Consider the following 26,594-nt stretch of genomic DNA (forward strand, 5'->3'; position numbering starts at 1 on the left):
CCACGTTAGTCGGCGACCACCTTCCCCGTATCGACGGACACCGGCCGGATCCGGCGTCTGCGTGTGGGCAGCCCGAAGGTGGGGTGACCCATGCTCCAGGCGACGGTGCGGAGCACGGCCGACTTGACCCTGGTGGCCGCCCATCCCCGCAGCGCCCAGGTCTTGGGGCGGGCCCGGCCGTCGACCACCTGGAAGAACGCGTCCCGGGAGCCGAGGCTGACACAGTTGCCCAGGTAGGACAGCGGGACCTTCGCGGGTTCGGTCCCGGTCAGCTCGGCGATGATCGCGGACGTGGCCTGCATCCGGGTGAATCCGGCCGAGGCGCAGGACATCGGCAGCGGCCGACCGTGGTCGTCGATGGCGTGGACGCTGTCTCCGGCGGCGTGGATCTGGGGGTGGGAGACCGAGCGCATCCGCCGGTCGACGCTGATCCGACCATCGGCGGCCACCGCCAGTCCGCTGTCGGCGGCGATGGGGTGGACGGCGAACCCGGCCGCCCACACGGTCACGTCGGTCTCGAACACCTGGCCATCGGCCGCGATGGCCTCCCCTTCTCCGACCTTGGTGATGGTGGTGTGTTCGTGCACCTCGATGCCGAACCGGGCGAAGGCCCGGGCCAGGTGGTCTCGGGCCTGGGAGCCCGACCAACCGACCGGCTCGCCGGTGGTGGCCAGGGCGACCCGCAGCCGCGGGTGGGCTTCGGCGATCTCGGTGGCGGCCTCGACCGCGGTGAGGTTGCCGCCCACCACGAGCACTCGGCCGCCCGGCTCCAGTGTGTCCAGCCTTTGCCGCAACCGTTCGGCGGCGGGCCGTCCGGCGACGTGGAAGGCGTGTTCGCGTACTCCCGGCACACCGTGGTCGGCGATGGTGCTGCCCAGTGTGTACAGCAGGGTGTCGTACTCCAGTTCCTCGGTGCCCGACTCCCCCACCACGGTGACGGTCCGTCGCTCGGGGGCCAGAGCGGTCACCCGGGCGATCTTCAAGTGGACGCCGGTGCCGGCGAACATGTCCGCGAGCCCGCGGCGACGCGGTGGTCGTCCGGCGGCGACCTGGTGCAGGCGCATTCGTTCCACGAAGTCGGATTCGGCGTTGACGACGGTGATGTGGACGTCGTCGGGGTGCAGGTGACGGGCGAGGTATCCGGTCGCGGCGGCTCCGGCGTAGCCGGCCCCGAGGACGATGACGCGGTGTCGCATGAGCTTGCTCCTGTCCGTTCGTGTGCCCCTTGAACGAGACGGCTCGCGTGTTCCTGACAGGGTCTTGACGTGACTTGAGTCACATGACTTCTAAGGGTGTGAATAGATCCGAACCAGCACCTTGACGACGTAGATTCACAATCGAAATCGAAGTGCCCGGGACCAGCGAGCCCGGCTCCCCGTCGGCCACCCCCACCGATTCACGCCCACGGGACCGCCACACGCCGAACACCCACCTCACACACCCCGGTACGGACCCGGGCCCGGGTCCGTACCGGAACGCGCCCCCGGTGGAACCCCCGACGAAAGTAGGGGGCCCTCCCCCACTTAGGCGTCGCGAACCCGCCCCGCATCATGCCTTTGGCCGACAAGCGGTTCGGCCTGTGGGTGGAGGTTTCGGGCACCTTCGCGGACCTAGCGTGATGAACACGCCCGGTTCAGGTCCGCCCTACCGGAGTCGACCAGTCACCGTCCCATCCAGGAGTCACCCGCCGTGAGCATGCCGTCAGCACAACCCCAGTCCCCCATCCAGGCCCCTCCGGTCGTGGTGGCCCGGGCCCTGACCAAGACCTACGACACCGGCGGCACCCAGGTCCACGCCCTGGCCGGCGTCGACGTCGACTTCCACCGCGGTGCCTTCACCGCGATCATGGGCCCCTCCGGGTCCGGTAAATCCACCCTCATGCACTGCCTGGCCGGGCTCGATGTTCCGACCTCCGGCAGTGTGCACCTGGGGCGCACCCAGATCACCGGCATGCGCGATGGCGACCTCACCCTGCTGCGCCGGGACCGGATCGGGTTCATCTTCCAGTCCTTCAACCTGCTGCCGATGCTGACCGCCGAGCAGAACATCCTGTTGCCCTCCCAGATCGCCAAGCGCAAGGTCGACCCCGCCCGTTTCGACCACATCGTCGACGTGGTGGGGCTGCGCGATCGCCTCGGGCACCTGCCCGCCAAGCTCTCCGGCGGCCAGCAACAGCGCGTGGCCGTGGCCCGTGCCCTGCTCAACGCCCCCGAGGTGGTCTACGCCGACGAGCCCACCGGTAACCTCGACTCCCGCTCCGGCGCCGAGATCCTCACCTTCCTGCGCGATTCGGCTCGTGATCTGAACCAGACCATCGTGATGGTCACCCACGACCCCGTCGCCGCCTCCTACGCCGACCGTGTGGTGTTCCTGCGCGATGGGCGTCTGGTGGACGAGGTCAGCGACCCCACCGCCGAGCTGGTCTCCGAGCGCCTGCTGAAGCTGGAGGCCTGAGCCACCATGTTGCGCACCACCCTGGCCGGCCTACGCATGCACAAGGCCCGCTACGTCACCACCACCCTGGCCATCCTGCTCGGAGTCATGTTCATCTCCGGCACCATGGTCTTCGCCGACACCCTCAAGGCCAGCTACGAGAAGTCCGTGATGGGGTCGGCCTCCAGCGTCGACACCATCGCCGTCCCCGAGGCTTTGGAGGCCCAGGACGGGACCTGGGAGGATCCGGAGCCCTTCACCCAAGAACAGCTCGACCAGATCCGGGACCTGCCCGAGGTCGCCGATGCCGACGGAGTTCGGCAAGGCCCCGGCCTGCTCCTGGACGCCGAGGGACGCGCCTTCAGTCATGTTCCTCCCGAGGCCATGGCCGTGGAAGAGGTGACCCGCTACGAGATCACCGAGGGGGAACTTCCCGACAGCTACGACGAGATGGTTCTGGCCACCACCATCAGTGACCAGACCGGTTTCGAGGTGGGCGATTCGGTCACCGTGCTCGACGCCGAGCAGCAGGAGCAGGAGTTCACCGTCACCGGCCTGCTCGACGTGGGGGTGGGCTCCGAGCTGAGCTACCGTGGAGCCTTCATCCTGACCCCCGAGGCCTTCGCGTCGGTGACCGGCGCCGAGGGCTACCACGAGATCGACGCCCTGGCCGCCGACGGGACCTCCGAAGAGGACCTCGCCACCGCCGTGGCCGGGGTGCTCGGTGAGGGCTCCGACGTGAAGACCTCCACCGAGTTCGGTGATGAGATGGCCGCTCAGGCCGGCGCGAGCGCCGATATGATCCGCACCGGCCTGATGCTGTTCGCGCTCATCGCCGTCTTCGTCGCGGGCATCGTCATCTACAACACCTTCGCGATCCTCGTCGCCCAGCGCCAGCGAGAGATGGCCCTGCTGCGCTGCGTGGGAGCCAAGCGCGGCCAGGTCTTCCGTTCCATGCTGACCGAGTCCTTCGTGGTCGGCCTGGTGGCCTCGACCTTGGGCGTACTGGCCGGAGTCGGCCTCGGGATGTTGGGGTTCCGCTTCGTCGGCCCACTCATGGGTGAGGACATGGACGTCGCCACCGTGATCAGCCCGACCGCCGTGATCATCGGTCTGACCGTGGGCGTGACCATCACCGTGTTCTCCGCGATGGTCCCGGCCATGCGCGCCACCCGAGTGCCCCCGTTGGCCGCGCTGAGCACCAGCGCCACCGCGGCCGGCATGGAGAAGGGCACCGGCAAGCTGCGCGCGGTCATGGGGATCCTGTTGTTCCTGGTCTCCGGCGGGATCGTGGCGCTGGGGCTGCAGGGCGACCCCGACAGCTCGGCGATGTGGATCGTGGCCGTCGGCGCCATCGTCGCCTTCCTGGGCGTGGTCGTGCTCGGCCCCCTGCTGGTGCGCGCCATCGTGGGTCTGATCGGTGTCCCGTTGCGTCACGTCGGTGTGCCGAGCAGGCTGGCGGTGGACAACTCCACCCGCAGCCCGCGCCGCGCCGCCACCGCCATGATCGCCCTGACCGTGGGCGCCACCCTCATCACCGGATACTCGGTGATCAACGCGACCATGCAGGAGAGCATCGCCCAGGAGTTGGACGGTAAGTACCCCGTGGACTACCAGCTCTCGCCGATGCTGGACCTGGGGGGCGAGTCAGCGGAGGAAGGCACGGAGGAGACCTCCGAGGAGGTCGGCGGCACCGACCTGAGCACCATCCCCGAGTCGGTGCGTTCGGACCTGGCGGCGCGCTCGGAGATCGATCAGGTCTTCGCCAATCGCTTCGACTCCGTGGACAGCGATGACGACAGGATCACCAACGACGACGGAACCGTCCCGGTGTCCTCCGTGGTGGGCGCCACCGTGGGCGAGGAGGTCGAGGTCGACGTGGTCAAGGGCGACCTCACCGACTTCGGCCCGGGCAGCGTGCTGATCACCGAGGAGCGGGCAGGATCCCTCGAAGCCGGCGACACCATCTCCCTGGGCGATCCCGAACACGAGTTCGAGATCGCTGCCGTGGTCGCGGACACCGGGATGTTCTACGGCGTCAACCTGGACCCGGCCGACTACGAGCAGGTGGTTCCCGAGATCACGGGTGACTCCAGCGTCATGATCCGGGGCAGTGACTCCGCGTCGTCCTCGGAGCTGCGCGAGGTCGTCTACTCCGCGGTGGACGACCACCCGACCCTGAACGTCATGTCCATGGGCGAGATGCGCCAGCAGTTCGAGGACATGTTGGACATCGCCTTCTACGCGATCGCGGCGATGCTCGGTCTGGCCATCATCATCGCGGTGTTCGGTATCTCCAACACCATGGCGCTGTCGGTGCTGGAGCGCACCCGCGAGTCCGCGATCCTGCGGGCCCTGGGCTTGAACAAGGCACAAATGCGCCGCATGTTGGGGGTCGAGGCGGTGCTGCTGTGCCTGATCGGTGCCGGCATCGGTGTCCTGCTCGGCGTGGTATTCGGTTGGGCTGCCATCTCCGCGACCCTGCCCAACATCGTCTTCGGGTTCCCCATCGGTCAGGTGGCCACGTTCTTGGCCATCGCGATCGTGGCCGGTTTGGTCGCCTCCCTGCTGCCCGCTCGCCGGGCGGCGCGTACCTCCATCACCGGGGCGCTCGCCTCGCAGTGACCCGAACCGGGAGCGTGTGACCCGACCGGGGTGGCCCCACCGTCCAGGTGGCCACCCCGGTCTTCGCATGTCCGGGGACGATCGTGCGACGCCACCGACCCGGCACCTTTACCTCGTAGATTACATCGGGTGTCATCGTGGAGGACCAATCATGTCCCGGACGACTCCGGAACAACCCACATCGCCCGCGCAGTCGTCAGATCCAGGGCCGTTCGTGGTGGCGGGACCAGGCCCTCGGCGCGCCCCTTGCCGAGTTCCGTGCGCAGTCCGTCGAGGACGGTCCGGCTCGTGGGCGAGATGCCCGAGCCCAGGGTCTTCCATGGGCCGGCGTCGGGTACCGAGGGCGGCGGCGGAGCCGATCCGCCCGCCCTCTCCAAGGAGGCGGCGATGAGCGCTCGAAGTGCCGGATCCAGCCCTTCCTCGGGGACGGCGGGGAGTTCCGGTACCGCTTTCAGTGCGATGGGAGCGGACCTCCGGTCCTCGGATGGAGCGGTCGTTTCCGGCAGAGGATCGTGCATGAGTTCGTTCGGCACCGACCGACACCGCCGGCCACAGATCGCACAGGTGCCACCGGGTTCGTTACGGGTGCTCTGGTGCACCGGGCAGGTCTGGTCGGCCTTGCCCTGGCTGTCCAGCAGGAACCGTTCGGGTAGGGCGAAGGGTTCGGGCTCGCCGGTGGTCGGCCAAATCGTGGGCGGTCCCGCCCACGAGGGCCCCGAAGCGTCCATGCCCCTGCCCAGGGTTCCGGCCAGGAACGCGTGGGCGGCTTGCAGACTGCGCATTCGGATCATCAGGGCCGGGAAGGGCCGCCGCACCCCGTCGAGCCCCGAAAGTAGGGCTCGCGTCTGCCCCACGCTCAGGCCTTGACTCAGGAGGTGGTCCACCGCTTCGCCGAGCTGTTGTCGGTCGGCTTGCGGATCGGACAGGAACCGATCATGAATGCGATCGATGATTCCGTGCGGTCCGTTTTCCGACTTTTGCCGCCTTTGCCGATTTTCTTCCTCTGTGGTTTCGCTGCCACGGACGGAACCACCCACCCCATTCCCCGAACAGTCGCCATCAAAAGAGTCTGTAGCTCGATCTGAGCTGGGGCCCAGCCCATTCTGAGCTCGGGTCCCGGCCTTCGGTATCCGCTTCAAAGGGGGACGATTGTGCGGGGTGAGCGGCTCCTCCCCCAGGCTCTCCCGGCAGGCGTTGATCTCGGCCAAAACCGGCTCGGGGTAGACCTCGGCCGGGACCAGGACCTCCAGCACGCACGGCAGCCGGTAGATGGAACGGCCACGGGCGATGTCGGCGGCGAAGAAGTCCAGCGTCTCCGAACGGCTCAACTTGCGGATCAGACCCGCCTCAATCAGGTCCTCGATGGCCCGCTTGATGCTGCTGACGCTGAGGAACCCATTGCAGCGTTCGGGCAGGTTCTCCAGGTAACAGAAGCTCCAGCGGCCGTCGACGTCCACCAGTTCGGCCAGGGCCACCAGGAACAGGAACGAGCGGGCCGTGGGCAGCCGCCCCTTGCGGTACAGCCGTTGAACCCACAGGGAGAGGATGAAGCCGATGCCCTCGAACTCACCCTTGCGACGCTTGCGGGCCGGAGAAAGACCGGGCGGATTCGGCGATTGGGCTGTGGTGGCGGGGGCCGAGGCGGTAGAGTTCACGGCGAGTCGCCTTCCTGGTGCGTACAGGTAGGTGGCACGGCCGACACACCTGTTTGCGCAGGCGTCGACCAAAACCCGACCTGGTGTTGATTGCACCCGGTCGGGTTTTTTCTTGTCGACATTCAAGCTAGCCGAACTAAACCGAGTTCGTGGGTCTTTCTCTCAAATCCACACTTGCCCGAGAGTGGAGTTTGGCCCCACCGGTTCACAATGTCGGCATTTCCCGATTGGTTCGATTTGGATCGATATGCCAGCTTATTGACCGCAGTGAGAGCTGGGATTCCTACCCAAACCCCTTTCCAAGATGGGCCTTGGAAAGCCCCGACCCGCTTCAAGGCCACCTTCGACCCTTCGCGTAACACGCTCGGCGAGGCCATTCCACAGAGCCCGGCGATCGGCCCGGGTAGGTTCTGCGGGACCCCTCGCATACGCCTGCCCTGAAGGGCAGGCCCACGACCGGAACCGTGTCGAGAAGCCGGCCGCTTACGCGGCGACAGGCATCGGCGTCTACCTGCTGGTGGATCGCGACACCAACACCGTCGTAGTCCACAGCCGCCCCGCCCACGGTCAGTACCTGGAACGCAGCACCCATTTCCATGGCGAGGCCGTCCCCATTCCGGGCCTCGGGGTCGCCCTGGACACCGAGTCTCTCAAGCGTTTCGCCCGCTGATCACCGAAGGGCCGTTGCGGGGGCCTGCGGCGAGACGGCTAAGTGAGGCACTTCGACAACTCCTCACGGGCCGGCCACCAGCGATAGGCGAGGCTCCACGAAGACAGCACCGGATCCAGGAATGGATTGAGGACCTCCAACACGGAAACGGCCCCTCGCCGGAGCGAAGGGCCGTTGTGGTTTATGAGTCAGCGCAAGTCGGAGCGCACCCCGGACAGCAATGCCACCCATTCATCGCGGGCAAAGGTCAGGTGCCCGGCCTCGCGGTTCTGGGTGTCACGCACGTCCGCTCCGTCAACACCCTCGCGCAGCTCGACACAGTTTCCACCATTAGCGCTGTAGCTGGACTTGTGCCATTCGGAGGTGGTGTTCATGTGAGCTTCCTCAGTACTTCGAGTGAGAATGTGAGTGGCAAAGACGCTGCCAGCGCTGCGGTGGCCTGACTGGACAGCCTGTCATGCGAACCGTCTTCGTGGATCACGTTACCGTCAGCGTGATCGCTCACGACCGCCAGTTCCCCCGAAGCGAGACGGAACAGCATCAGTGGAGCGGAAGGCGCCAGCAGCGTTGTCCCCTCTGGTACGAGATGGACGCCCACACGCCCGGTTTCGACCCACTCAATGAGATGAAGCGCCTGGGCCCGACGGAGCGGCTCGGTGAGAGCGGAGACGGCCGTCACCGGAAAGACAGCGGTCACTTCCAGTTCGGGGAGTTCCTTCAACCTGCCGGTACGCAGCGCGACCAATCGGTCGAGGTCGTCCGAGGTGGCGAGCGGATGCGCCGCCCGGAACACCCCCCGAGCCACCTCGGAGCACTGAAGCAGGCCGGGCACGAGCGCGGGAGCCACGATCGTCACCTGTCTTGCCGCTCTCTCTATGGCGTCAAGGTTCCTGGCCCACTCAGGCAATCCGTTGCCCGTGGTCACGGCACGCCAAGCCGCCAGCAGTGTCCCGTCTGCTTGTAGGGCTTCATCCAAGGCTTCAACGTTGTCCCGTTTTGGGAGGGAGCCACCCTTTTCCCAACGGTTCACGGATGAGTGCGCCGTCTGAGATCTCTTGGCCAACTGCAACTGGGTGAGACCTGCGACTTCACGCAATCGAGCGAGGGCTTCGGCGAAATCATTGGGGGCCACGTCTTCATTTTTACCCTCAAGACTCCAACCTCGCACAGCAAATCCCAAGTTTGATCGAAACCCTGTGAGATGCCTCTTGGAGTGCACACCATCGGACCATGACTCCTCGTAAAGACCCCGTAACAGACTCAGAAGAAATCGCGCTGTGTGCGCTGCTCTCCGCCTTGCGGCGACGCGGGCTCGCACCCTGGGAGAATCCCGACGACGGATCGGTGACCGTGGAGTTCGGCTACCGCCGGGTCACCGTCCACCTCACCGATGACGGCTGGGTGCGACACCTTCCCGAACGTCCCGGCTCCGCCGTCCGCTTGGCGGCCCAGGGCTGCGAGGAAGCCCTGGGCCGGCAACTGGCGCGGGAGCTCCTGGACCGGTTGCCATGACCGACCGGCACGCCACCACCACACCTCAGGAGCAGGCCGACTTCCTCTTCGACGAACTCTCCGCCGCGCTACGCCACATCCCTGACGACCCGGCCCAAGCACTCGACGCCCTGCGTGTCGCGGACCGGGCCTTCGACGCCCTCCACGCCTGGCTGCGCGCCGGTAAACCACTCCCCCAACCCTGGCGTGACAAAGCCAAGGCGCGACCTCCCGAAGAGGGACCGGGAGACACCGGCTGAGCACGGGCGCTCGGGTGAACACGGCGCCAACCTCCAGGTGGGACGGTGAAGCCCTCATGAACTGCAACTAAAATTGCCATCTCACACCTTGTCGCAAGAAAAATTGCTCGTAATGTGGGCGTCGTGAACCTACAGGAGCGAATGAACAGGTACCGCGACCGGCTGACCAAGTCGGATCGCGTCCTTCTCGACGAACTTCTCTCCAACCCGGCCGAGGCCCCGCTGTGGCGGGGCGGAGAGGTCGCCCAACGTGCGGGGGTCCACCCCGCCGCCGCCACCCGGCTGGCGCAACGGCTCGGGTACCAGGGCTACCTGGAACTACGCGAAGACCTGCGCGAAGCCCACGAAGCACACCTCAACGGTGCCGGCGACCGGTTCCGCGCGGAACTTCGAGAGCAGGGTCAGAGCAGTGTCCTGGACACACTCCTTGCCACCGAACTCGACTCCCTCGCCGCGGTCGCCCACCACGTGGACCAGGCACGGATCGACGAGGTCGCCGACCGCCTCGTCGGCGCGCGCGTGGTCTACCTCTTCGCCCGCGGCAACGCGGGGGTCCTGGCCGAGCTTCTCGATAGTCGGTTGCGACGGTTCGGGATGCACGCGGTCAACCTCCTCGGCCCCGGCCGGCAGGTCGCCGAGCGTGTCCTGGCGATGTCGGACTCCGACGTCGTGGTGTCGTTCGCGTTTCGTCGCGCTCCACGCAACCTCACGGATCTATACGCCCACGCCGCCGAGGTGGGGGCTCGTTCCGTGCTCGTCACGGACACCCTCCACACCCTCGACCCGGCTCCCACCACCGTGCTCTCGGCCCCGCGCGGGCATCAGGAGGGCTTCTCCTCCCTGAGCGTCCCGATGATGATCGCGAACGCCATCGTGCTCACCATCGCCCAGCGGCACCCGGAAACCATCCTGCCCGCCCTGGACCGACTGGACGACCTGCTCACAGCGTTCGACTGACACCTCGGTCCCCCCTTCCACACGACGGCCGGTTCGCACCGGTCTCGCTCCCCCATGCGCGAAAACCGACACAAAGGACTGTCATGCGCTCCTCGAAACTGCTCACCACCTCCATCGCCCTCCCACTCGTCGTGACGCTCGCCGCCTGCGGTGGCGGCACTCCCCAGACCCCCGACGCCGACGCGGCCGCCCAATCCCACGAACTCGACGACGCCACCCATGAGGAACTCGTCGAACTGGCCGAGGAGGAGGGAGAGGTCACCGTCTACTCCTTCACCTCACGCATCACCTCGGTCGAGGAGGCCTTCGAGGCGGAGTACCCCGGCATCGACTTCGTCGGCCACGACATCTCCTCCTCCGAGCAGATCACCCGGTTGCAGTCCGAGGCACAGGCCGGAACCCCATCGGCGGACGTCGCCTACATCTCCGACGCGCCGGTGGTCATCACCGAACTGCTCGCGAGCGGCATCCTGCGGAACCACGTGCCACAGCGCGTCGCGGACTCCGTGCCCGAGGAGTACCAGGAGCCGCTGCTGGCCAACCGACTCTCGACCAAGATCCTCATGTACAACGAGGAGGCCCACCCCGACGGCAGCCCGATCGAGAACCTGTGGCAGCTGACCGAGGACGAGTGGAACGGCAAGGTCGTCATGGTCGACCCCGGGGTGCGCGGCGACTACCTCGACCTCATGACGGAGATCGTCCGCCAGTCCGAGGAGATGGCCCAGGCCTACGAGGAGCTGAACGGGTCCGAGATCGAGCTCGACGACGACGTCGAGAACGCCGGACAGCAGTTCGTCAAGGACCTTTACGCCAACGGACTGGTCCTGGTCGACGACACGGACAACGTCAACGCCGCCGTGGGCCAGACCGGGCAGGAGGACCCGCCGGTCGGCATCACCTCCTACTCCGACCGCCGGGACAACGAGGAGGAGGGCTGGGCGCTCCAGGCCTCCCTGGACACCACTCCCTCGCTCGGCATCACCTTCCCCGCCTACATCGGCATGGTGCAGGACGCCGAGAACCCCGCCGCCGCACGCCTGGTCGCGGACTTCCTCATGGGCGACGACTCCGCGACCGGCGGCGCCGGCTACGAGCCCTTCTACGTCCCCGGTGACTACCCGGTCCGCACCGACATGGACCAGCCCGAGGACGCCGCCTCCCTCGACGAGCTCGGTGCCTGGGACATCGACCCCGAGGCGACCGCGGAGATCCGCTCGGACGTGGCGGACTTCCTGCTGACCCTGTGACCCCATAGCCCCGCCCCTCTCTCCATCTCCTCACCGCCCGAAAGGACCCGATGTCAACGGCACCCGCTCCCCGCCGCACCACGGTCGGCCGTACGGTGGCCCGTGCGCGCACGGCGCTCACCCGGCCGACCGTGGTGCTGGGGGCCGGCACCCTGCTCGTCCTCCTGGTCCTGGTGATGGCACCGCTCATCGGGCTGGTCAACACGACCTTGCAGAGCGATAACCGCCAGGCGTGGTCGGACGTGTTCGCCAGCCCGATGTCGCAGAACCTGCTGTGGCGGCCCATGGGCAACTCGATCCTCATGGGGGTCGCCACGGCCGTGGGCTCCACGGTGATCGGTGGATTCCTCGCCTGGGTCGTGGTGATGACCCGCGTCCCCGGGCGAAGGCTCCTTGGATTGCTGGCGATGATCCCCTTCGCGCTACCGAGCTTCGCGCTGGCGCTGGCGTGGGAGTCGGTCTTTCGCAACGACCTGGTGGGCGGATCCACCGGAATCCTCGTGAACCTGGGGATCTCCGTCCCGGACTGGTTGGCCTGGGGCCCGGTGCCGATCGCCGCGACCTTGACGGCCCACTACTTCTCACTGTCGTTCATGCTCATCGCGGCGGCGCTGGCCGGTGTCAACGGCGACCTCATGGAGGCCGCTGAGATGACGGGCGCCTCCACGCTGCGGGTGGCCAAGGACATCGCGTTGCCCGTGGTGGCCCCGGCGATGATCTCCGGCGCGCTGCTCGCGTTCGCCGAAGGGGTCTCCAACTTCGTCTCACCCGCCCTGCTGGGTCTGCCGGTCCGGTTCCACACGCTCTCGACCCGGTTGTACGGGGCGATCTCGACCGGTGACGTCTCACGCGGATACGTGTTGTCGATCGTGCTCATCCTCGTCGCGGCGCTGATCATGTACGCGTCGACCCGCGTCACCGGGGGTCGACGGAGCTTCGAGACGATCACCGGCAAGGGCGGCCGTCGACGGGGCGTCGAACTCGGGATCCTGGGGCGCCCCGTGGCCGGGCTCGCGTGGCTGCTGGTCACGTGCACCACGATCGTGCCCGGCATCGTGCTGGTGCTCAGTTCGCTGACCCGACACACGAACGACTTCACCTCCGGGCTGACCCTGCACTACTGGATCGGTGGTTCGGACCCCGCGCTCGCCCAGGGACAGCCGGGTGTGCTGAACAACCCGCAGATCCTTCAGGCCACCTGGAACACCGTCCTGCTCGGGGTGTGCGTGGCGATCGGCGCCGGTGTCCTCGGGCTGCTCATCTCCTATGTCATCACCCGGTCGAGCGGCCCGAAGTGGCTGGTGGGGACCTTGAACGTCACCTCGTTCGTGCCGTTCCTCATCCCGGGAATCGCGCTGGGCGCGGCGTTCATCGCGCAGTTCGGGGCGCCCATCGGCCCTCTTCCGAGCCTGTACGGAACGTTCGCGATCCTCGTGTTGGCCGGGATCGCGGCGACGATCCCGTTCTCGGTCCGGTCGGGCACCGCGGCCCTGAGCCAGGTCTCCAAGGACGTCGAGGAGTCCGCGGTGATGGCCGGCGCCGGTCTGTTCCGCAGGATCGGCGCCATCATCGCGCCGTTGACGGCCCGTGGTCTGTTCACCGGCGGGGTGCTCGTGTTCGTCCAGATGGTGCGCGACCTCTCCCTGGTCGTGCTGCTGGCGACCCCGGCGATGCCGGTCCTGGCCGTCCTCACCTACCAGTACTCCTCGGAGAACTTCACTCAATTGGCCAACGCGGTCACGGTCGTCATCGCGGTGATCTCGGTCGCGGCGACCATCATCGCCCGGCGTTTCGAAGGCGCCGCCCAGCCCTGGAACTCGAACTCATGACCTCAAGGACCGGCCTTCACCGGGTCGAAAGGACCGACATGCGACCCCGAGCCTCCTCGGCCTCCCTGACCATCACCGACCTGCGCAAGGACTTCGGCGACACCCCGGCCGTCGACGGCATATCGATCGACGTACCGGAGGGCTCGTTCCTGGTGCTGCTCGGGCCGTCCGGGTGCGGAAAGACGACGACTCTGCGGATGCTCGCGGGGTTGGAGGATCCCACCGGGGGTGAGATCCGCTTCGGCGACCGCGTCATCGCCCGCGGTGACGGAACCGAGATGGTGCCACCCGCCGAACGCGAGGCCGGTCTGGTCTTCCAGTCCTACGCGTTGTGGCCGCACAAGACCGTGTTCCAGAACGTCACCTGGCCGCTGACCGTGGCCAAGTGGTCGAAGGAGGCGCGGCGGGCCCGGGGCGAGGAGGTGTTGTCGTTGCTGTCGATCTCCGACCTGGCCGACCGGTATCCGGGAGAGATCAGTGGCGGTCAACAGCAGCGCGTGGCGATCGCCCGCATGATCGCCCCGCAGCCCAAGGTGTTGCTGTTCGACGAACCGTTGTCCAACCTCGACGCGAAACTTCGGGTGGACACCCGTGGCGAACTGATGCGCGTGCACAGGTCGACCGGTGCCACGAGCGTCTACGTCACGCACGACCAGGTCGAGGCGATGACCATGGCCACGCACATCGCGCTGATGAAGGACGGCCGGATCGAACAGTTCGGCACTCCGCGGGAACTGCTCGAATCACCGCGTACCGCGTTCACCGCCACGTTCATCGGCACCCCACCGGCGAACATCATCGATTGCGAGGTCGCCGGCGGGCGTCTGTCGGCGTTCGGCGTCGACTGCGGCGCCGCCCCCGCTTCGGTCCGGGGCGGGGCGCTCAAGGCGATGTACCGGGCGGGTTCGATCGAAATCGATCTTGGGGCGTCGGCTTCCGGATGTCTGGAGGCGACGTTCGCCGACCAGGTTCCGATGGCCGACAAGTGGGTCGTGGGCGTGGACCTTCTCGACGGTACGCGGGTGAGCGTCTCCCGCGACACACCGGTCGACCTGTTGCCCGGCGACGGGATCGGGCTGCGGCCACCGCAGGCTCCGGACGCCTACTTCGACGTCGATGGCGCCCTTCTGGACACCGAGGTGGTCCGATGACGCGACTGATCCTGGTCCGCCACGGCGAAACCGCGTGGAACGGACAGCGCCGTCTCCAAGGGCAGCAGGACATCGGCCTGTCGCAGGACGGGCGCCGGCAGGTCGCCGCGCTGGCGCGGACGGTCGCTCACCTGGCCCCCGGGTACGTCGTCACTTCGAGTCTGTGTCGCACGCGGGAGACCGCCGAGGTGCTCGGTGTCGAACCGGATGTGTGCGATCCCAGGCTCAACGAGGCCTACCTGGGCGACTGGGAGGGGCGGTACTCGGCGCAGATCAAGGAGGAGGACGCCGCAGAGTACACCGAGTGGCGGGCGGGGAGGTTCCACCCCCCGGGCGCCGAGAGCTTCGGCGAACTCACCGATCGGGTGGTCGCCGGGGTGGACGCCGCCGTGCGGCGGGCGAGGGAGGGTGACCATGGGACGCTCCTGGTCGTCACCCATGGCGGGCCGGTCCGGGCCTTCCTCGGGGCCGCCGTGGGACTGGACCCGAGTCGCACGGTGCCGAGCCATCCGGCGAGTCTGAGCATCGTCGACGTCGCTTCGGGTTTCGTCTCCCTCATCGAACCGGGGGCGGCCAAACTCCGGTTGTTCAACCACTCCCCCGCGATGTCACCGCTGGACCCGCCGGACTGACGGCCGTGCGAAGGTCGACGACCGGACCCGGTGGTCGACCACGCACGGCGCTCGGCCGGGGAACCCCGGCCGAGCGTCCGGCGAAGCGATCGGTGGGAACGGGATCCCTTCACGTCAGATGCAGTCGCCCCAGTTCCTGGGTGCATCGGGTGAGCGCGACATAGAGCCCGTTCCAGCCTCGCGGTTCAGCGACGATGCCCGGGGCGTCGATGAGCAGGGTGGCGTCCCATTCCAGGCCCTTGGCCTCGGTCGCGGAGAGAACCGATACGTCGGGTAGCGCCGCGCGCAAAGCCGGCACGCGTTCGAGGGGCGCGATGACACCGACCAGCCCTCCCGTCCATCGTTTCGACAGCTCCTCGACGACACGTGCCGCCTCGGCCACGAGATGGCCCTCTTCCACAGCGCGTTCCCAGGGCTCGACGCCTGAGGCCCGGACCGCGCGAGGCGGCTCGTTCCGGCTACCCGCGTTCTGGAGCACCGGCCCGGTGAGAGCCATGACCTCGAACGGAGTGCGGTAACAGATGGTCAATCGGGCCTCCGTCCACCTCTCGCCGAAGGCCGCACCGACCGCCTCCTCCCAGGTGGTGTGCCGGTGCGGCGCCTCGGCCTGGTCGATGTCGCCTACAGCGGTGATCGACCGCGAAGGGCATCGGCGCATCACCATCTGCCACTGCATCTCCGAGAGCTCCTGGGCTTCGTCGATGACGACGTGTCCGTAGACCCAGTCCCTGCGCGCCGCGGCACGATCGGTCAGAAACTCCCCCTGCTCACCGTTCGACCGAGCATCACCCAGCGAGTCGGCCAGGGCATCGAACAGGGGGATGTCGCTGCTCGCCCACTCCCGCGGTTCAGCGAGAACCATTCCTCTTTCGGTGTCGGTGAGCCCCGGCACCCATCGGCGCAAGAGCGCTTCGTCACCAAGGAGCCGACGTAGTTCCACCTTCGTATCGCGGGTCGGCCACCATTCCCGCAACGTCGCGGCCACGCCGGGGTCGGTGGCGATCCGGTCGTGCAGCCGCTCCAGGTCCTCCTCCGTGAGTTCCCCGTCGACATCGGTGCCGGTGGTGCCATTGCTCGCGGCACGATTGTCGGAGTGAGCGAATCCGGCGTCGAACCGATCGAGTATGTCCTCGAAGCCCTCCTCCATTCTCGCCAGTGTCTCTTCGTTGCGTTCGGCTATCGCATCGGTCAGAAGATGGTGGACCTGTTCGCTGAAGCCGGCGCGCGCCGCGTGGTAGGAGTGCCCCGAGGTAGCCGAGGCGAGGGCTCTGGCGACCCGTCGTTCATCGATCGTGTACCGCTCCCCCTCCCACTCCAGTTCGAGGTCGACGGGCCGCGGGACGAGCGTCGCGGAGTACTCGGAGAGTGCCTGTTGCCAGAGCGCCCGACCTTTGATCTCCGCGACTTCGCGCGACTCGGCACGCTCCACACCGATTCCCGGCACGAGGGTGTCGCAGGTCGCCGAGACGATGGCGGTCTCCCCGAGTGCCGGCAGCACCTGGGTGATGTAGTCCAGGAAACGCAGTGACGGTCCGAGAACCAGTACGCCCTGTGCGGCGAGCCGCGGATGGGTGAAGAGCAGGTACGCCACTCGGTGCAGTGCCACCACGGTCTTGCCGGTGCCCGGGCCGCCTTGGACGACCAGCGGCCCGCGGGGGTCGGCGCGGATCACATAGTCCTGCTCACGTTGCAGGGTGGCCGCGGCGGTGCCCATTCGGCCGGTGCGCCGCTCGTCGAGGGCTGCGAGCAGGGCGCCCTCACCGACCAGCTCGTTCGCACCCGACCCATCGAGTGGTTCGTCATCGACGCCGATCACCACGCACCCGTCGACGCGTACGTGGCGACGTCGGCCCTGGCCCTGGGGGTCGATCGGTGTCGCGGTGTAGAAGGCCCGTGCGGCCGGTGCACGCCAATCGATCACCAGGGGATCATCGTCGTCTCCGGCGCTGGAGATGCCGACCCGCCCCACATGCAGGACCGTCCGGTCGAGCGCGTCGAGTCGGCCGAAGATCAGACCCTGGTCGGCGCGCCGCAGCTCCTCGCGGTGGGCGGCCAACACGCGCATCCGGGCATGCCCGGTCGCGTCGCCCGCCGGGATCGCGAGTTCGGCGTCGAGGTGTTGGAGTAGCTCGTCGCGGCGGGCGAAGGCCTCGTCGAGGACCGACTGCTCCTCGGCCACGGCCGCCGCGTGCGCGGCGGAGTCTTCGTTCAGTGGTGTGGAGACACTGTCCAGGTGCACTCGCACTCCGTTCTCTATGCTTCACGATGATCGGAAAGAGCGAACCATCACGACGTCGTGGGATATCAGGGGCGTCCGCGAGGAGAGTCATACCTGAGTCGTGCTTGCCGGAAAGGACGACCCGGGGCGCTTATCGCCCATCGGGTTCGATGGGCGTCATGAACGCTAGGCCACATCTTCGATGTTAATGCAACCCGTCATCCGATGGCGCGGAAGTCCCTGACATCACAGTGACCGTCGATGGCATTATACCTATCTTGTGGTCACGGCCAGACGGTTGCGTGAGGCCCCGGTGTCTGTTAGCGAATACCGAATTCCGCATTCTCGATTGTCATCCCGAATTCCGAACCCGGTTTCCCAGAGTCTTCCCCTCGACCGAGGAGGAACAGGAATGCCGAAGGTGGTGTCCTGGCTCATCGGACGGTGGCCGTTCGCGTGTTCGGGGAATGACCACACCAGCGCGGTCGAGCATCCCCGAACGACCGCGAACCGGCTCGTGGCCACCAAGACCTGAGATTCGACCGGAGTCTCATCCCGCCTTCGTTCCGCGCGGGTCGGTCTCCGCACCTTCCTCGGGAAGACACGTCAACAGGTCGTCCGCGTTCGTTCGTGCTCCAACGATTCGAGCCACGATCCGGTCCTGGATCGAACGCGGAACCATCCGACTCAACACGTTCATCACTCGGGCACCGGACGGTGACAGCACGCAGAACGACCGGCGGGCACTCCTGCGGGAGCACCCCTCGCGGAGAGGGATGGACGAGGCGCTCAGACCCCGGATACGAGCGGGAAAAACGGATTCTGGGCGACACGCCCCATCACGGAGCGTGTCCGGCATGTACAGCACGTGCAGGATACGAGGAGGTACCCGAGGGAGGACACATGCCCGAGCACCGGCCATTGACCGTGCACATCGGCCACCATGAGCTGGTCATCCGGCGTCGCTACGAAGTCGTCAGCATCTGCAACGACATCCTGATCGCGGCGTGGTTCATCGCCGGGAGCATCATGTTCTTCTATTCGAGCATGATGGTCCCCGGGACCTGGTGCTTTCTCATCGGCAGCATCGAACTCCTGATCCGCCCGGCCATTCGACTCACCCGCCTGGTGCACATTCGGAGCATTCAGGGCCAAGGTGGATCCGGCGGCACGTCCTCGGAGACCGCGATGGACTTCTAGTGCCCCGGTCAGGACGCGAAAAGGCACAAGAGGGAGTAGGCGGTGAGGAAGCTCAGAACGAGGGCCGCCACGAGTACGAGCAGGTCCGGGCGAAATCGGGTTCTCTCGTGCGCCTCCCCTTCCACATCCCGGAGCCGAGAGCGGTCGAATTCGTTCTGGAGAAGGGTGCCCGGGGCGTGGCGAAGCCGGGGACCGGCCGATGTCCGCCATCGGTCAGCACCAGGGCGAGCCCTCCGGTGATGGCCGGCGTCAACAGGGCGGTGAAGGACATCAGAGACGTGAGGGTGGCGGCGTTGACCGTGCGGCATACCGGTTTCGTCCGCATCGTCGCCTACCGGTTCGCTTCTTTTCGCGAACGCCTAGTGTTCCGAGTCGTTGATTCGATGGGTAGATGGTGACGGTGACTCGGATTTCCGTGGCGGGGTGGTCGGGTGCTTGGCCGGGTCGAACTGTTCGGTGGCGATCAGGATCACCACGAACGCGAGCGGTACGATCCAACCGCTCCAGCCAAGGATCGTCGCTTGCGTGGTGTCGATGTGCTCGCCCGCCATGGCGAAGAGGAGGTAGCTGCCGCCGGCCCCGTTGAACGCGGCGTGGGCGAGGGCGGCGGGCCATACCGATCCTGATCGGAGCCGCAGCCAGCCGAAGACCGCACCGACCAGGACGCACATGATGACCATCGCGGTCAGGCCGAGCCGGCCCGGCGCGCCGGGGTAGTTGTACCCGAGCAGGATGAGCGGGGCGTGCCAAAGGCCCCAGATCACGCCGGAGACCAGCAGAGCCGGAAGAGTGCCTAGAGGCATCAGCTTGGGAAGCAGCCATCCCCGCCACCCGAGTTCCTCGCCCAGCGCTGGGATGAGGTTGATGAACGCCGCCAGGGGGAGTGTGGCGAGCTGGAGGGCGATGAGCGCGCCGATCGGGATCGGGGTTTCGGCCGCTCCCGATGTGCCCACTTGCTCGTCGAGGGACTGCTGGAAGGCGGAGAAGTTCGCGAAGTCGGCCGGGTAGACCCCCAGGAGCGCGCCGACTGGGAGCGCAACCAGGACGAGTGCGATGGGCACGAAGATCCCCAGGGCGGCGTAGCCGAGCAGCCTTGGAGCCGGCCTGAGCGGCCATAGTCCCAGCGTCCACGCCTTGTGCCGCGGTCGTTCCATGAAGAACACGACGATCAGGGCGGCGATCGTCGGTGTCATCATCGTCGCGACGGCGACGGCGGGGAACCAAGGGCTGGTGAGTCCATCGCCGAGCCAGAGCGGGAGCGCGAGCAACCAGGCGAGCGCGAACGACAAGATGGTGAACACGCTGATGGATCGCAGGTCGCGTCTGTTCATGCGGGGTCCGCCTCGGGCCTGGGCCGTCTTCGAGCCGACTGGAGGTTTCATGGTCACGACGTCTGCCTTTCGAGGATGTGCAGCCCGGCGATGGTGCGGTCGTCACGGAACGTGATCCGTGCGGTGTAGTCGCCCGCCTCGAACGAGATCGGCGTGTTCGTGACCGTCAATTCACCGGCCCGGGCGACCTCCGGTTCTCCCTGCCCCTCGAACGCTCCCGACAGGCCGACGATCTGCGCCCACGCGGCGGCGAGCGCGTCCTCTGAAAGTCCGTCGCGCATGGTCGGGTCGAACTGCTCGGTGACACGTGACCAGTGCCCGGAGGCGAGGTCTTCGATCACGGAAGCGACCAGTTCGACGGTGCCGGGGAGCGGGGTGTTGTTCATGGGTTGTCCTGTTCTGGGGTCGATGGGTTTGCCGTAGCGCTGAAACGCCGCTTGCCTGCTCACGCCGAGGGCGTCGCCGATCACCTGCCACGTAGCGCCGTTCTGGCGTGCTTGCTCCACGACCGCGCGCACAACGTCCTCGGCTGCCGTTTGCATGCTCACGGCGTGCCCGATCGGGTTGGCCCAGTCGTTGGTGGCGGTCAGGACGCGTGACGCGAGGAGGGCGTCCGTGTGGGATTTCAAAGCCCGCAGCGCTTCTGTTAACTTCTCTTGCATGCGTAAAGCATAAGTTGACACGTAGGGCTCTTGTCAAGCCAGCGAGCGCAACGGTGTGGCGCGACGGGGGCGCGGAGGCATCCTCAGGGGCGTCGTCGAAGTCGGTCGCGGAGGCGGTGGACTACGCGGCGGAGTTCGGTACCTCCGCGGAGAGCGCGATGGACTTCTGGTGCTGCTGTCAGGACGCGAAGAGGTACTCGATAGCCTGGGCGGAGAGGAAGCTCAAAACCAGGGTCGCCACGAGTACGAGCAGGTCCGGCCGGAACCGAGTCGTCTCGTGCGCCTCCCCTTCCACGTCCCGAAGCCGAGAGCGGTCGAGTTCCTCCTGAAGTCGATCCCCCGGGGCGTGGTGGAGCCGGTAGCGCCGCATTTCCCCATAGGGCGAGGGGTCGAATCCGGGAATCGGCCGATGTCCGCCATCGGTCAGCACCAGGGCGAGCCCTCCGGTGATGGTCACGAAGTCGACCAGGTGGAAGGGCACGAAGCGGTCGACGAACATGCCCCGCAACTCGAATCCTGTGTCGGTGATCAACACTTGACGGGTGGCCACCTTGAAGGTGAGCCACAGGACGACGGCCAGGGCGAGCGATCCCCATAGGTGGATTCGCAGGAGTGTGTCCGAGGAATTGACACCGCTCTTGGTCGACATCACGAAGATGACCAGCATCAAAAGAACGATAAAGGACATCAAAGACGTGAGGGTGACGGCGTTGACCGTGTGGCGTACCGGATTCGTCTGCATCGTCGCCCATCTGTTCGATTCTTTTCGCGAGAGCCTAGCGAGAACGGGACCGGTGCGTCCCTCGGGCCCCTGGGAACCACGTAGGACGCACCGGCCGCTTCACCTCAACGCTGCGCGGTCGGCCGCACCACGATCTCGTTGACGTCGACCTCTTCTGGCTGCTCGATGGCGAAGGCGATGGCGCGGGCGATCGCCGCCGCCGGGATCGTGTTGGCCCGATAGGCGACCATCGCCTCGCGTGCGGTGCGGTCGGTGATCGTCTCCGCGAGTTCGGACTCGACCACGCCGGGCGTGATCGTCGATACGCGCAGCCAGGGTTCGCTCTCCAGGCGCAACCCCTCGGTGATCGCCCAGGCGGCGGACTTGGTGGCGCAGTAGACGGCCGCCGTGGGCGACACCTCGTGGGACCCGACCGAGGCGATCGTCACGACGTGGCCGCCGCGTTGGGCCTCGAACACGGGGAGTACCGCGGCCATGCCGTGCAGCAGTCCACGCACGTTGACGTCGAGCATGCGAGTCCACTCGTCCGTCTTGAGCGCGGCAAGCGGCGACAACGGCATGACGCCAGCGTTGTTGACGAGTACGTCCACGCGCCCGTGCTCGGTGACGGCGCGGTCGACGAAGGCGCGCACGTCGTCGGCGTCGGTCACGTCGAGGGGGTGGGCGTGGGCCCGCCCTCCGATCTCTTCGATGCGCTCGACCAGCGACCGCAGCCGGTCGATTCGGCGCGCTCCCAGCACCACGACGCAACCCCGCTCGGCCAGGTGCAGCGCGGTCGCCTCTCCGATGCCGCTGGAGGCTCCGGTGATGAGTACGACCTTGTCCGACATCTCCTTCATCAGGCGTTCTCCTCTTCGGCGCGACGGGTGAGCACCATGCCGGCGTGGTGCAGGGTGTTCGCTTCGACGAAGTCGCCGTCGGCGCTGAAACCGGTGTCGTCGACGTAGTCGATGTGCGTGCCGGTCACCGTGTACCGGCCGGTGTAGGCGCGTTCCCGGCTGCCTCGGGCCTCGACGTAGCGTCCCTCCGGCAACAGTTCGTGTCGGATGTGGCCGTCGGCGGTGACCCACAGGCCGACGTAGGGATGGTCTGTCATCGCGTTGCTCATCCTCTGGGCGGGAGTCCTTCTTCTGTCGGAACACCACCCTGTGCGCGCTCGGCCGACCGGACCAGGCCGGTGCGAGCCTGGGTGCACCGCACCCTCCCTCCCGGGCCCGGCGCGGGGTAGCTTTCGGCCATGACCACACCTGCCCTGGCCCGGTTCCTGCGGGCCCGCCGTGACGCGACCGCGCCGGAGAGCGTGGGATTGCGCGGTAACGCCCGGCGTCGGGTTCCCGGACTGCGCCGGGAGGAGGTCGCGATGCTCGCCGACGTGAGCGTGGACTACTACGTCCGGCTCGAACAGGGGCGTGAGACCGGTCCGTCGGCGCAGGTCCTGGACGCTCTCGCCGACGCGCTCGCCCTGGACGACGACGGGCGCGAGCACCTCTACCGCCTGGCCGGCCTGGCGCCCCGTCCACGCGCCGATCTCGGTGCGCGGCGGGTGGACCCGCACCTGTTGCGGCTGATGGACTCGTGGCCGGACACCCCCGTGCTCATCACCAACGCGGCCTACGACGTTCTCGCGCACAACGTGCTCGGCGAGGCCCTCTACCTCGGCTTTCCCGTCGGCCGCAACCTGGTGGAGCACGTGTTCCTCGCCCCGGACGCCCGCGAGTTCCACGCCGACTGGTGGCTCGCGGCGCGCAACTCGGTGGCCGCGCTCCGGTTGGCGCAGGGGCGGGCGCCGGAGCATCCGCGTATTCGTTCGCTCGTCGACGGTCTCCTCGGGGCGAGCCCGGAGTTCGCGCGGTTCTGGGAACACAACCAGGCCCGTGGCAAACGCATGGAGGTCAAGGGTTTCGTGCATCCACTGGTCGGTGAGCTGACGCTTCGGGTGCACACCTTCGACGTCGCCGAGACGCCGGGCCAACAGCTGCTCTGTTACCAGGCGGAGCCGGCGAGCCGTAGCGCCGAGGCCCTCGCGCTGCTCGGTGCTCTGTCCGCCAAGACGTACACGCCCTAGGTCGGGGCGGTCACGCGCCGACGTTCGAGTTCGGCGTTGACCACGGCCCCCAACAGCACGATCATCGAGGACAACCACAGCCACAGCATCAGTACGATCACCCCGGCGAGTGTGCCGTAGGTCGCGCCGAAGTGGCCGAACCGCTGCACGGCGAAGGTGAACACCCAGGAGCCCGCGACCCACAACACCGTCGCGATGAACACGCCCGGGGTGAGCCGGCGGCCCGAGGGTGACTCGCGGTGGGGCGCGATCCGGTAGACGACGGCCAGGCCCATGACGGTCACGCACCCGAGCACGATCCACTGGCCGACGATGACCAGGAGTGCGGCGATCCGGTTCAGGCCGACCTGGTCCAGCAGTACCGGGATGACGACCATCGAACCGGCACCGACGCACAGGAAGGCGCCCACGCCCAGGGCCAACGACAGGGCGATGCCGCGCTTGACGAGGTAGTTGCGCCTGTCCACGACGTCGTAGGCGGCGTTGCAGCCCTGCATCAGCCCGTACATGCCGCCGGAGGCACTCCAGGTCGCCAGGAGGACGGAGCCGCCGAACGCGAACCCGAGGGTCCCGGTGTCGGTCGCGATGATGGTGCGGAGCTGGTCCTCGATCAGCTCCCGTGCGGCTTTGGGGACGGCGTGCAGCCAGGTGCCGATCTGGTCGGTGAGGTCGTCCGGGTCGGCGAGGATTCCGAAGACGCTGACCACGGCGATGAGGGCGGGGAACAGCGCGAGGAGCGCCCGGAACGCCATTCCCGCGGCGAGCAGGCTGAACTGGCTCTCCTTCAGGTCCCGCCAGACCCGTGCGGCGACGGCGCGCAGGTCCGCTTTGGAAAGCAAGGCCGGTCGCCACGCGACGGCACCCGACGCGCGGCGCGCTCCTTCGCTCCGACCCCGCTCTTCCGACATCCGCCCTCCCTGGCCCTGGGCCCCTCATTGTCGGCGACAAGAGGGCGAGAACCACGTGACCCGGCCGAGGCCCGGAATTCCGATGATCTTGCTCGTAGCGCCATGTTGGGCGCCCAAATGGGCGCTACGAGCAAGATCATCGCCAGGGAGAGGGCCGGTTATCCACAGTTCGGAAGAACGGGCTGGCGTCCTTCGCGCCGTCGACACACCGTGGTGTCATGAGCTCCACCTCTCCCGGGCCCAGAGCCGGGAATCGTCATGTCATCGCGTCCGTGCGCGACGTGCCGGCGGACGGCACGTACACCGCCGTGCTCGGGATCGCGGCACGTCAGTACGGACTCCTCACATGGGAGCAGGCCCTCAGAACCGGGCTCACCTGGAGCGACATCCGTAGATTCCTACGGGCCGGGCAGTGGGGGCACCCCCTCCCCCGGGTGTATTCCGTCCGTGCCCTACTCAGCGTCGACGACCCCGAACAGCACCTTCGCACGAAGGTCATGGCGGCCCAGTTGGCTTTGGGTCCCGCTTCCTTCGCGGGCGCCGAAACCGCCGCCCACTTGTGGCGGATGCAAGGGCTACCGCGCTGGGATGGCGAGACCGTCCACATGGTCCTCCCGGCTCTGGGCGCGCAACGGCACATCCGTGGCATCGTCCTCCACACCTGGGACACACTGCCCGATGAGGTCACCGGCATCGATGAGGTTCTGCGCTTGACGACCCCCGGAAGGACCCTGCGTGACACCCTTTTGCGCGTCGGCCGGGATACCGCCGTCTGCCTCATGGACTCGGTTCTCAACCAGAGGCTCGTGGGCGAGGAGGAGTTCGAGCACTTGGAATCGGCCAATCGCGGGCGCAGGGGGTGTGTACGGGTCCGTCCGTGGTGGCACCTGGCCGATGGTCGTTCACAGAGCCCGCTGGAGACCAGAATTCGTCTGATCTGCACCGATGGTGGTCTCCCTCCCACCGAACTGCAACGTCCCTTCTACGACGCCGGAGGAAGTCTCATCGGCGTGGTCGATTTCTGGTGGGAAGGCTTGCGAGTGATCGGAGAAGCGGACGGGATCGGCCCGCACAGTCTGCCCGAGGTCCTCGCCCGAGACCGAGTCAGGCAGAACGGTTTGCAGGCCTGGCACCCGGGGACTCGACTCGTACGCTTCACCTGGCAGGACCTCAAGCGTCCCCAGTACGTCTTGGCGACCCTCATCAAAGCCGGGGCCACTTCCTCACCCTGACGATCTTGCTCGCAGCGCCATGTTGGGCGCCCAAATGGGCGCTGCGAGCAAGATCATCGCTGGGTTCAGCGGGCAGGGAGGATCTTGCCGGTGACCTCGCCGAAGTCCACCCTGGTTCCGTCGGGGCCCGGGGCGGTGGCGGTGATGGTGACCTCGTCACCGTCCTCCAGGAACGCGCGTTCGGTGCCGTCGGGCAGCTTGATGGGCTCCTTGCCGGACCAGGTCAGTTCCAGGAGGCAACCACGCTGTTCCACCTCGGGGCCGCTGACGGTACCGGAGGCGTACACGTCGCCGGTGCGCAACGAAGCCCCGTTGACGGTCATGTGCGCCAACTGTTGGGCGGCGGTCCAGTACATCTGGGAGAAGGGCGGGTTGGACACCACGTGTCCGTTGAGCCGCACCTCCAGGCGCAGGTCCAAGCCCCACGACCGCTCGCCCTTCAGGTAGGGCAGCGGCTCCGGGTCCTGGGCGGGCTGTTCCACGCGGGCCGACTCCAGGGCGGCGACCGGCACGATCCACGGCGAGATGGACGTGGCGAACGACTTGCCCAGGAACGGGCCCAACGGCACGTACTCCCAGGCCTGGAGGTCGCGCGAGGACCAGTCGTTGAGCAGGAACACCCCGAACACGTGGTCGGCGAAGTCGTCCACCGGCACCCGTTCGCCCATGGCGCTGGGTGTGCCGACGACGAATCCGACCTCGGCCTCGATGTCCAGGCGCGCGGAGGGACCGAACACCGGGACGGGTTCGGTGGGCGGTTTGCGCTGGCCGGTGGGGCGCACGATGTCGGTGCCCGAGACCACGATGGTGCCCGAACGGCCGTGGTAGCCGATGGGCAGGTGCTTCCAGTTGGGAGTCAGTGGCTCCTGCTCGGGCCGGAAGATGCGACCGACGTTGGTGGCGTGGTGCTCGGAGGCGTAGAAGTCCACGTAGTCGCCGACGGTGAACGGCAGGTGCAGCGTCACCGCGGCGCGGTCCACCAGGTGGGGGCGCACGACCTGCTCGTGGACGGGGTCGGTGAGCCAGGTGGTCAGGCTCTGGCGCACCTGGTCCCACACCGGCCGACCGGCGGCCATCAGGGCGTCCAGGTTCGGGCCGCTCACCGCCTCGGCGAACGGTGCCCCCTGGGCGCGGGCCACCGCGCCCAGGTCCAGCACGTACTCGCCCACGGCCACGCCCACGCGGGGGCGCGCGCCGTCGACGGTGTACACCCCATAGGGCAGGGTCGCCGGGCCGAACTGCGCGTCGGGGGCGATGTCGAGCCAACTGTCGGGCATGGAACT

At 67.4% G+C, this 26,594-nt stretch carries 25 protein-coding genes and 1 pseudogene; 14 read left to right on the forward strand and 12 right to left on the reverse strand.

The features are described 5' to 3' along the window. Positions 1-5: 5 nt before the first annotated feature. A complete protein-coding gene (locus tag ACWGKS_RS08595) occupies positions 6-1,196 on the reverse strand; it encodes an NAD(P)/FAD-dependent oxidoreductase (protein ID WP_358506077.1) in 1,191 nt (396 codons plus the stop codon). A 499-nt stretch (positions 1,197-1,695) separates the two neighbouring features. On the opposite strand from ACWGKS_RS08595, the gene ACWGKS_RS08600 reads away from it, so the two are divergent. Then, on the forward strand, positions 1,696-2,454 hold the full coding sequence (locus ACWGKS_RS08600; RefSeq protein WP_358506216.1) for an ABC transporter ATP-binding protein: 759 nt from the start codon (positions 1,696-1,698) through the stop codon (positions 2,452-2,454). A 6-nt stretch (positions 2,455-2,460) separates the two neighbouring features. Beyond that, complete coding sequence (locus ACWGKS_RS08605; protein ID WP_358506080.1) at positions 2,461-5,058, forward strand: ABC transporter permease; 2,598 nt, start codon at positions 2,461-2,463, stop codon at positions 5,056-5,058. A 149-nt stretch (positions 5,059-5,207) separates the two neighbouring features. Here the strand turns inward: ACWGKS_RS08605 and ACWGKS_RS08610 are convergent, their stop codons facing one another. Next, positions 5,208-6,713 (reverse strand): hypothetical protein, encoded by a 1,506-nt coding sequence (locus tag ACWGKS_RS08610; RefSeq protein WP_067603825.1) that lies wholly within the window; start codon positions 6,711-6,713, stop codon positions 5,208-5,210. A 451-nt stretch (positions 6,714-7,164) separates the two neighbouring features. Between ACWGKS_RS08610 and ACWGKS_RS08615 the strand changes: the two are divergent. After that, positions 7,165-7,383: pseudogene (locus ACWGKS_RS08615) on the forward strand (Uma2 family endonuclease); the annotation flags it as partial. A 188-nt stretch (positions 7,384-7,571) separates the two neighbouring features. Here the strand turns inward: ACWGKS_RS08615 and ACWGKS_RS08620 are convergent. Together ACWGKS_RS08620 and ACWGKS_RS08625 are read right to left on the reverse strand one after the other, a co-directional pair. Beyond that, positions 7,572-7,757: a DUF397 domain-containing protein gene (locus ACWGKS_RS08620; protein ID WP_067603829.1), complete on the reverse strand. Its 186-nt coding sequence runs from the start codon at positions 7,755-7,757 to the stop codon at positions 7,572-7,574. Continuing rightward, positions 7,754-8,515 (reverse strand): Scr1 family TA system antitoxin-like transcriptional regulator, encoded by a 762-nt coding sequence (locus ACWGKS_RS08625; protein ID WP_358506086.1) that lies wholly within the window; start codon positions 8,513-8,515, stop codon positions 7,754-7,756. Before ACWGKS_RS08625 ends, ACWGKS_RS08620 begins: the two co-directional genes overlap by 4 nt. Positions 8,516-8,613: 98 nt before the next feature. On the opposite strand from ACWGKS_RS08625, the gene ACWGKS_RS08630 reads away from it, so the two are divergent. The 7 genes from ACWGKS_RS08630 (at position 8,614) to ACWGKS_RS08660 (ending at position 14,953) form a co-directional block, all read left to right on the forward strand. Beyond that, on the forward strand, positions 8,614-8,895 hold the full coding sequence (locus tag ACWGKS_RS08630; RefSeq protein WP_358506088.1) for a hypothetical protein: 282 nt from the start codon (positions 8,614-8,616) through the stop codon (positions 8,893-8,895). After that, on the forward strand, positions 8,892-9,134 hold the full coding sequence (locus ACWGKS_RS08635; protein ID WP_067599639.1) for a hypothetical protein: 243 nt from the start codon (positions 8,892-8,894) through the stop codon (positions 9,132-9,134). The genes ACWGKS_RS08630 and ACWGKS_RS08635 overlap by 4 nt, the downstream gene beginning before the upstream one ends. 123 nt (positions 9,135-9,257) lie before the next feature. Beyond that, positions 9,258-10,091: a MurR/RpiR family transcriptional regulator gene (locus ACWGKS_RS08640; RefSeq protein WP_358506091.1), complete on the forward strand. Its 834-nt coding sequence runs from the start codon at positions 9,258-9,260 to the stop codon at positions 10,089-10,091. Between the two features lie 83 nt (positions 10,092-10,174). Continuing rightward, positions 10,175-11,341 carry an ABC transporter substrate-binding protein gene (locus ACWGKS_RS08645; RefSeq protein ID WP_358506094.1) on the forward strand — a complete coding sequence of 389 codons (1,167 nt, stop codon included), beginning with the start codon at positions 10,175-10,177 and terminating at the stop codon, positions 11,339-11,341. A gap of 50 nt (positions 11,342-11,391) precedes the next feature. Continuing rightward, positions 11,392-13,170 carry an ABC transporter permease gene (locus ACWGKS_RS08650; protein ID WP_067599623.1) on the forward strand — a complete coding sequence of 593 codons (1,779 nt, stop codon included), beginning with the start codon at positions 11,392-11,394 and terminating at the stop codon, positions 13,168-13,170. A gap of 38 nt (positions 13,171-13,208) precedes the next feature. Continuing rightward, on the forward strand, positions 13,209-14,321 hold the full coding sequence (locus ACWGKS_RS08655) for an ABC transporter ATP-binding protein (protein WP_358506098.1): 1,113 nt from the start codon (positions 13,209-13,211) through the stop codon (positions 14,319-14,321). Continuing rightward, positions 14,318-14,953: a histidine phosphatase family protein gene (locus tag ACWGKS_RS08660; RefSeq protein ID WP_067599620.1), complete on the forward strand. Its 636-nt coding sequence runs from the start codon at positions 14,318-14,320 to the stop codon at positions 14,951-14,953. The genes ACWGKS_RS08655 and ACWGKS_RS08660 overlap by 4 nt, the downstream gene beginning before the upstream one ends. A gap of 109 nt (positions 14,954-15,062) precedes the next feature. Here the strand turns inward: ACWGKS_RS08660 and ACWGKS_RS08665 are convergent, their stop codons facing one another. Next, complete coding sequence (locus tag ACWGKS_RS08665) at positions 15,063-17,192, reverse strand: HelD family protein (protein ID WP_358506101.1); 2,130 nt, start codon at positions 17,190-17,192, stop codon at positions 15,063-15,065. Between the two features lie 391 nt (positions 17,193-17,583). Between ACWGKS_RS08665 and ACWGKS_RS08670 the strand changes: the two genes are divergently transcribed. After that, positions 17,584-17,706, forward strand: coding sequence for a hypothetical protein (locus ACWGKS_RS08670; RefSeq protein ID WP_452522214.1), 123 nt, complete (start codon positions 17,584-17,586; stop codon positions 17,704-17,706). A 368-nt stretch (positions 17,707-18,074) separates the two neighbouring features. Next, on the forward strand, positions 18,075-18,371 hold the full coding sequence (locus tag ACWGKS_RS08675) for a YrhK family protein (RefSeq protein ID WP_067599614.1): 297 nt from the start codon (positions 18,075-18,077) through the stop codon (positions 18,369-18,371). 359 nt (positions 18,372-18,730) lie between these two features. Here the strand turns inward: ACWGKS_RS08675 and ACWGKS_RS08680 are convergent, their stop codons facing one another. The 5 genes from ACWGKS_RS08680 to ACWGKS_RS08700 all read right to left on the reverse strand — a co-directional run bounded on the left by ACWGKS_RS08680 (position 18,731) and on the right by ACWGKS_RS08700 (position 22,202). Next, on the reverse strand, positions 18,731-19,702 hold the full coding sequence (locus tag ACWGKS_RS08680) for a CPBP family intramembrane glutamic endopeptidase (RefSeq protein WP_358506105.1): 972 nt from the start codon (positions 19,700-19,702) through the stop codon (positions 18,731-18,733). 53 nt (positions 19,703-19,755) lie between these two features. After that, positions 19,756-20,364 carry a DUF3887 domain-containing protein gene (locus tag ACWGKS_RS08685; protein ID WP_358506219.1) on the reverse strand — a complete coding sequence of 203 codons (609 nt, stop codon included), beginning with the start codon at positions 20,362-20,364 and terminating at the stop codon, positions 19,756-19,758. Between the two features lie 178 nt (positions 20,365-20,542). After that, positions 20,543-21,031, reverse strand: coding sequence for a hypothetical protein (locus tag ACWGKS_RS08690; RefSeq protein WP_157090958.1), 489 nt, complete (start codon positions 21,029-21,031; stop codon positions 20,543-20,545). A gap of 179 nt (positions 21,032-21,210) precedes the next feature. Beyond that, positions 21,211-21,945: an SDR family oxidoreductase gene (locus tag ACWGKS_RS08695; RefSeq protein ID WP_067599601.1), complete on the reverse strand. Its 735-nt coding sequence runs from the start codon at positions 21,943-21,945 to the stop codon at positions 21,211-21,213. Next, positions 21,945-22,202, reverse strand: coding sequence for an Atu4866 domain-containing protein (locus ACWGKS_RS08700; protein ID WP_067599704.1), 258 nt, complete (start codon positions 22,200-22,202; stop codon positions 21,945-21,947). Before ACWGKS_RS08700 ends, ACWGKS_RS08695 begins: the two co-directional genes overlap by 1 nt. Positions 22,203-22,343: 141 nt before the next feature. Between ACWGKS_RS08700 and ACWGKS_RS08705 the strand changes: the two genes are divergently transcribed. After that, complete coding sequence (locus ACWGKS_RS08705) at positions 22,344-23,171, forward strand: helix-turn-helix domain-containing protein (protein ID WP_067599598.1); 828 nt, start codon at positions 22,344-22,346, stop codon at positions 23,169-23,171. Here ACWGKS_RS08705 and ACWGKS_RS08710 read toward each other — a convergent pair. Next, entirely contained in the window at positions 23,168-24,010 is an 843-nt protein-coding gene (locus tag ACWGKS_RS08710; protein ID WP_223809112.1) for a YihY/virulence factor BrkB family protein, read from the reverse strand. The two genes, ACWGKS_RS08705 and ACWGKS_RS08710, sit on opposite strands and share 4 nt — an antisense overlap. Before the next feature lie 287 nt (positions 24,011-24,297). On the opposite strand from ACWGKS_RS08710, the gene ACWGKS_RS08715 reads away from it, so the two are divergent. Further along, the gene (locus tag ACWGKS_RS08715) at positions 24,298-25,311 is read left to right on the forward strand and encodes a hypothetical protein (RefSeq protein ID WP_358506111.1); all 1,014 of its coding nucleotides are present in this window, start codon (positions 24,298-24,300) and stop codon (positions 25,309-25,311) included. Positions 25,312-25,376: 65 nt separating this feature from the next. Here ACWGKS_RS08715 and fahA read toward each other — a convergent pair whose 3' ends face one another. Next, complete coding sequence (gene fahA, locus ACWGKS_RS08720; protein ID WP_358506114.1) at positions 25,377-26,588, reverse strand: fumarylacetoacetase; 1,212 nt, start codon at positions 26,586-26,588, stop codon at positions 25,377-25,379. Between the last annotated feature and the right edge of the window lie 6 nt (positions 26,589-26,594).

Source organism: Nocardiopsis sp. NPDC055879 (assembly GCF_053615935.1).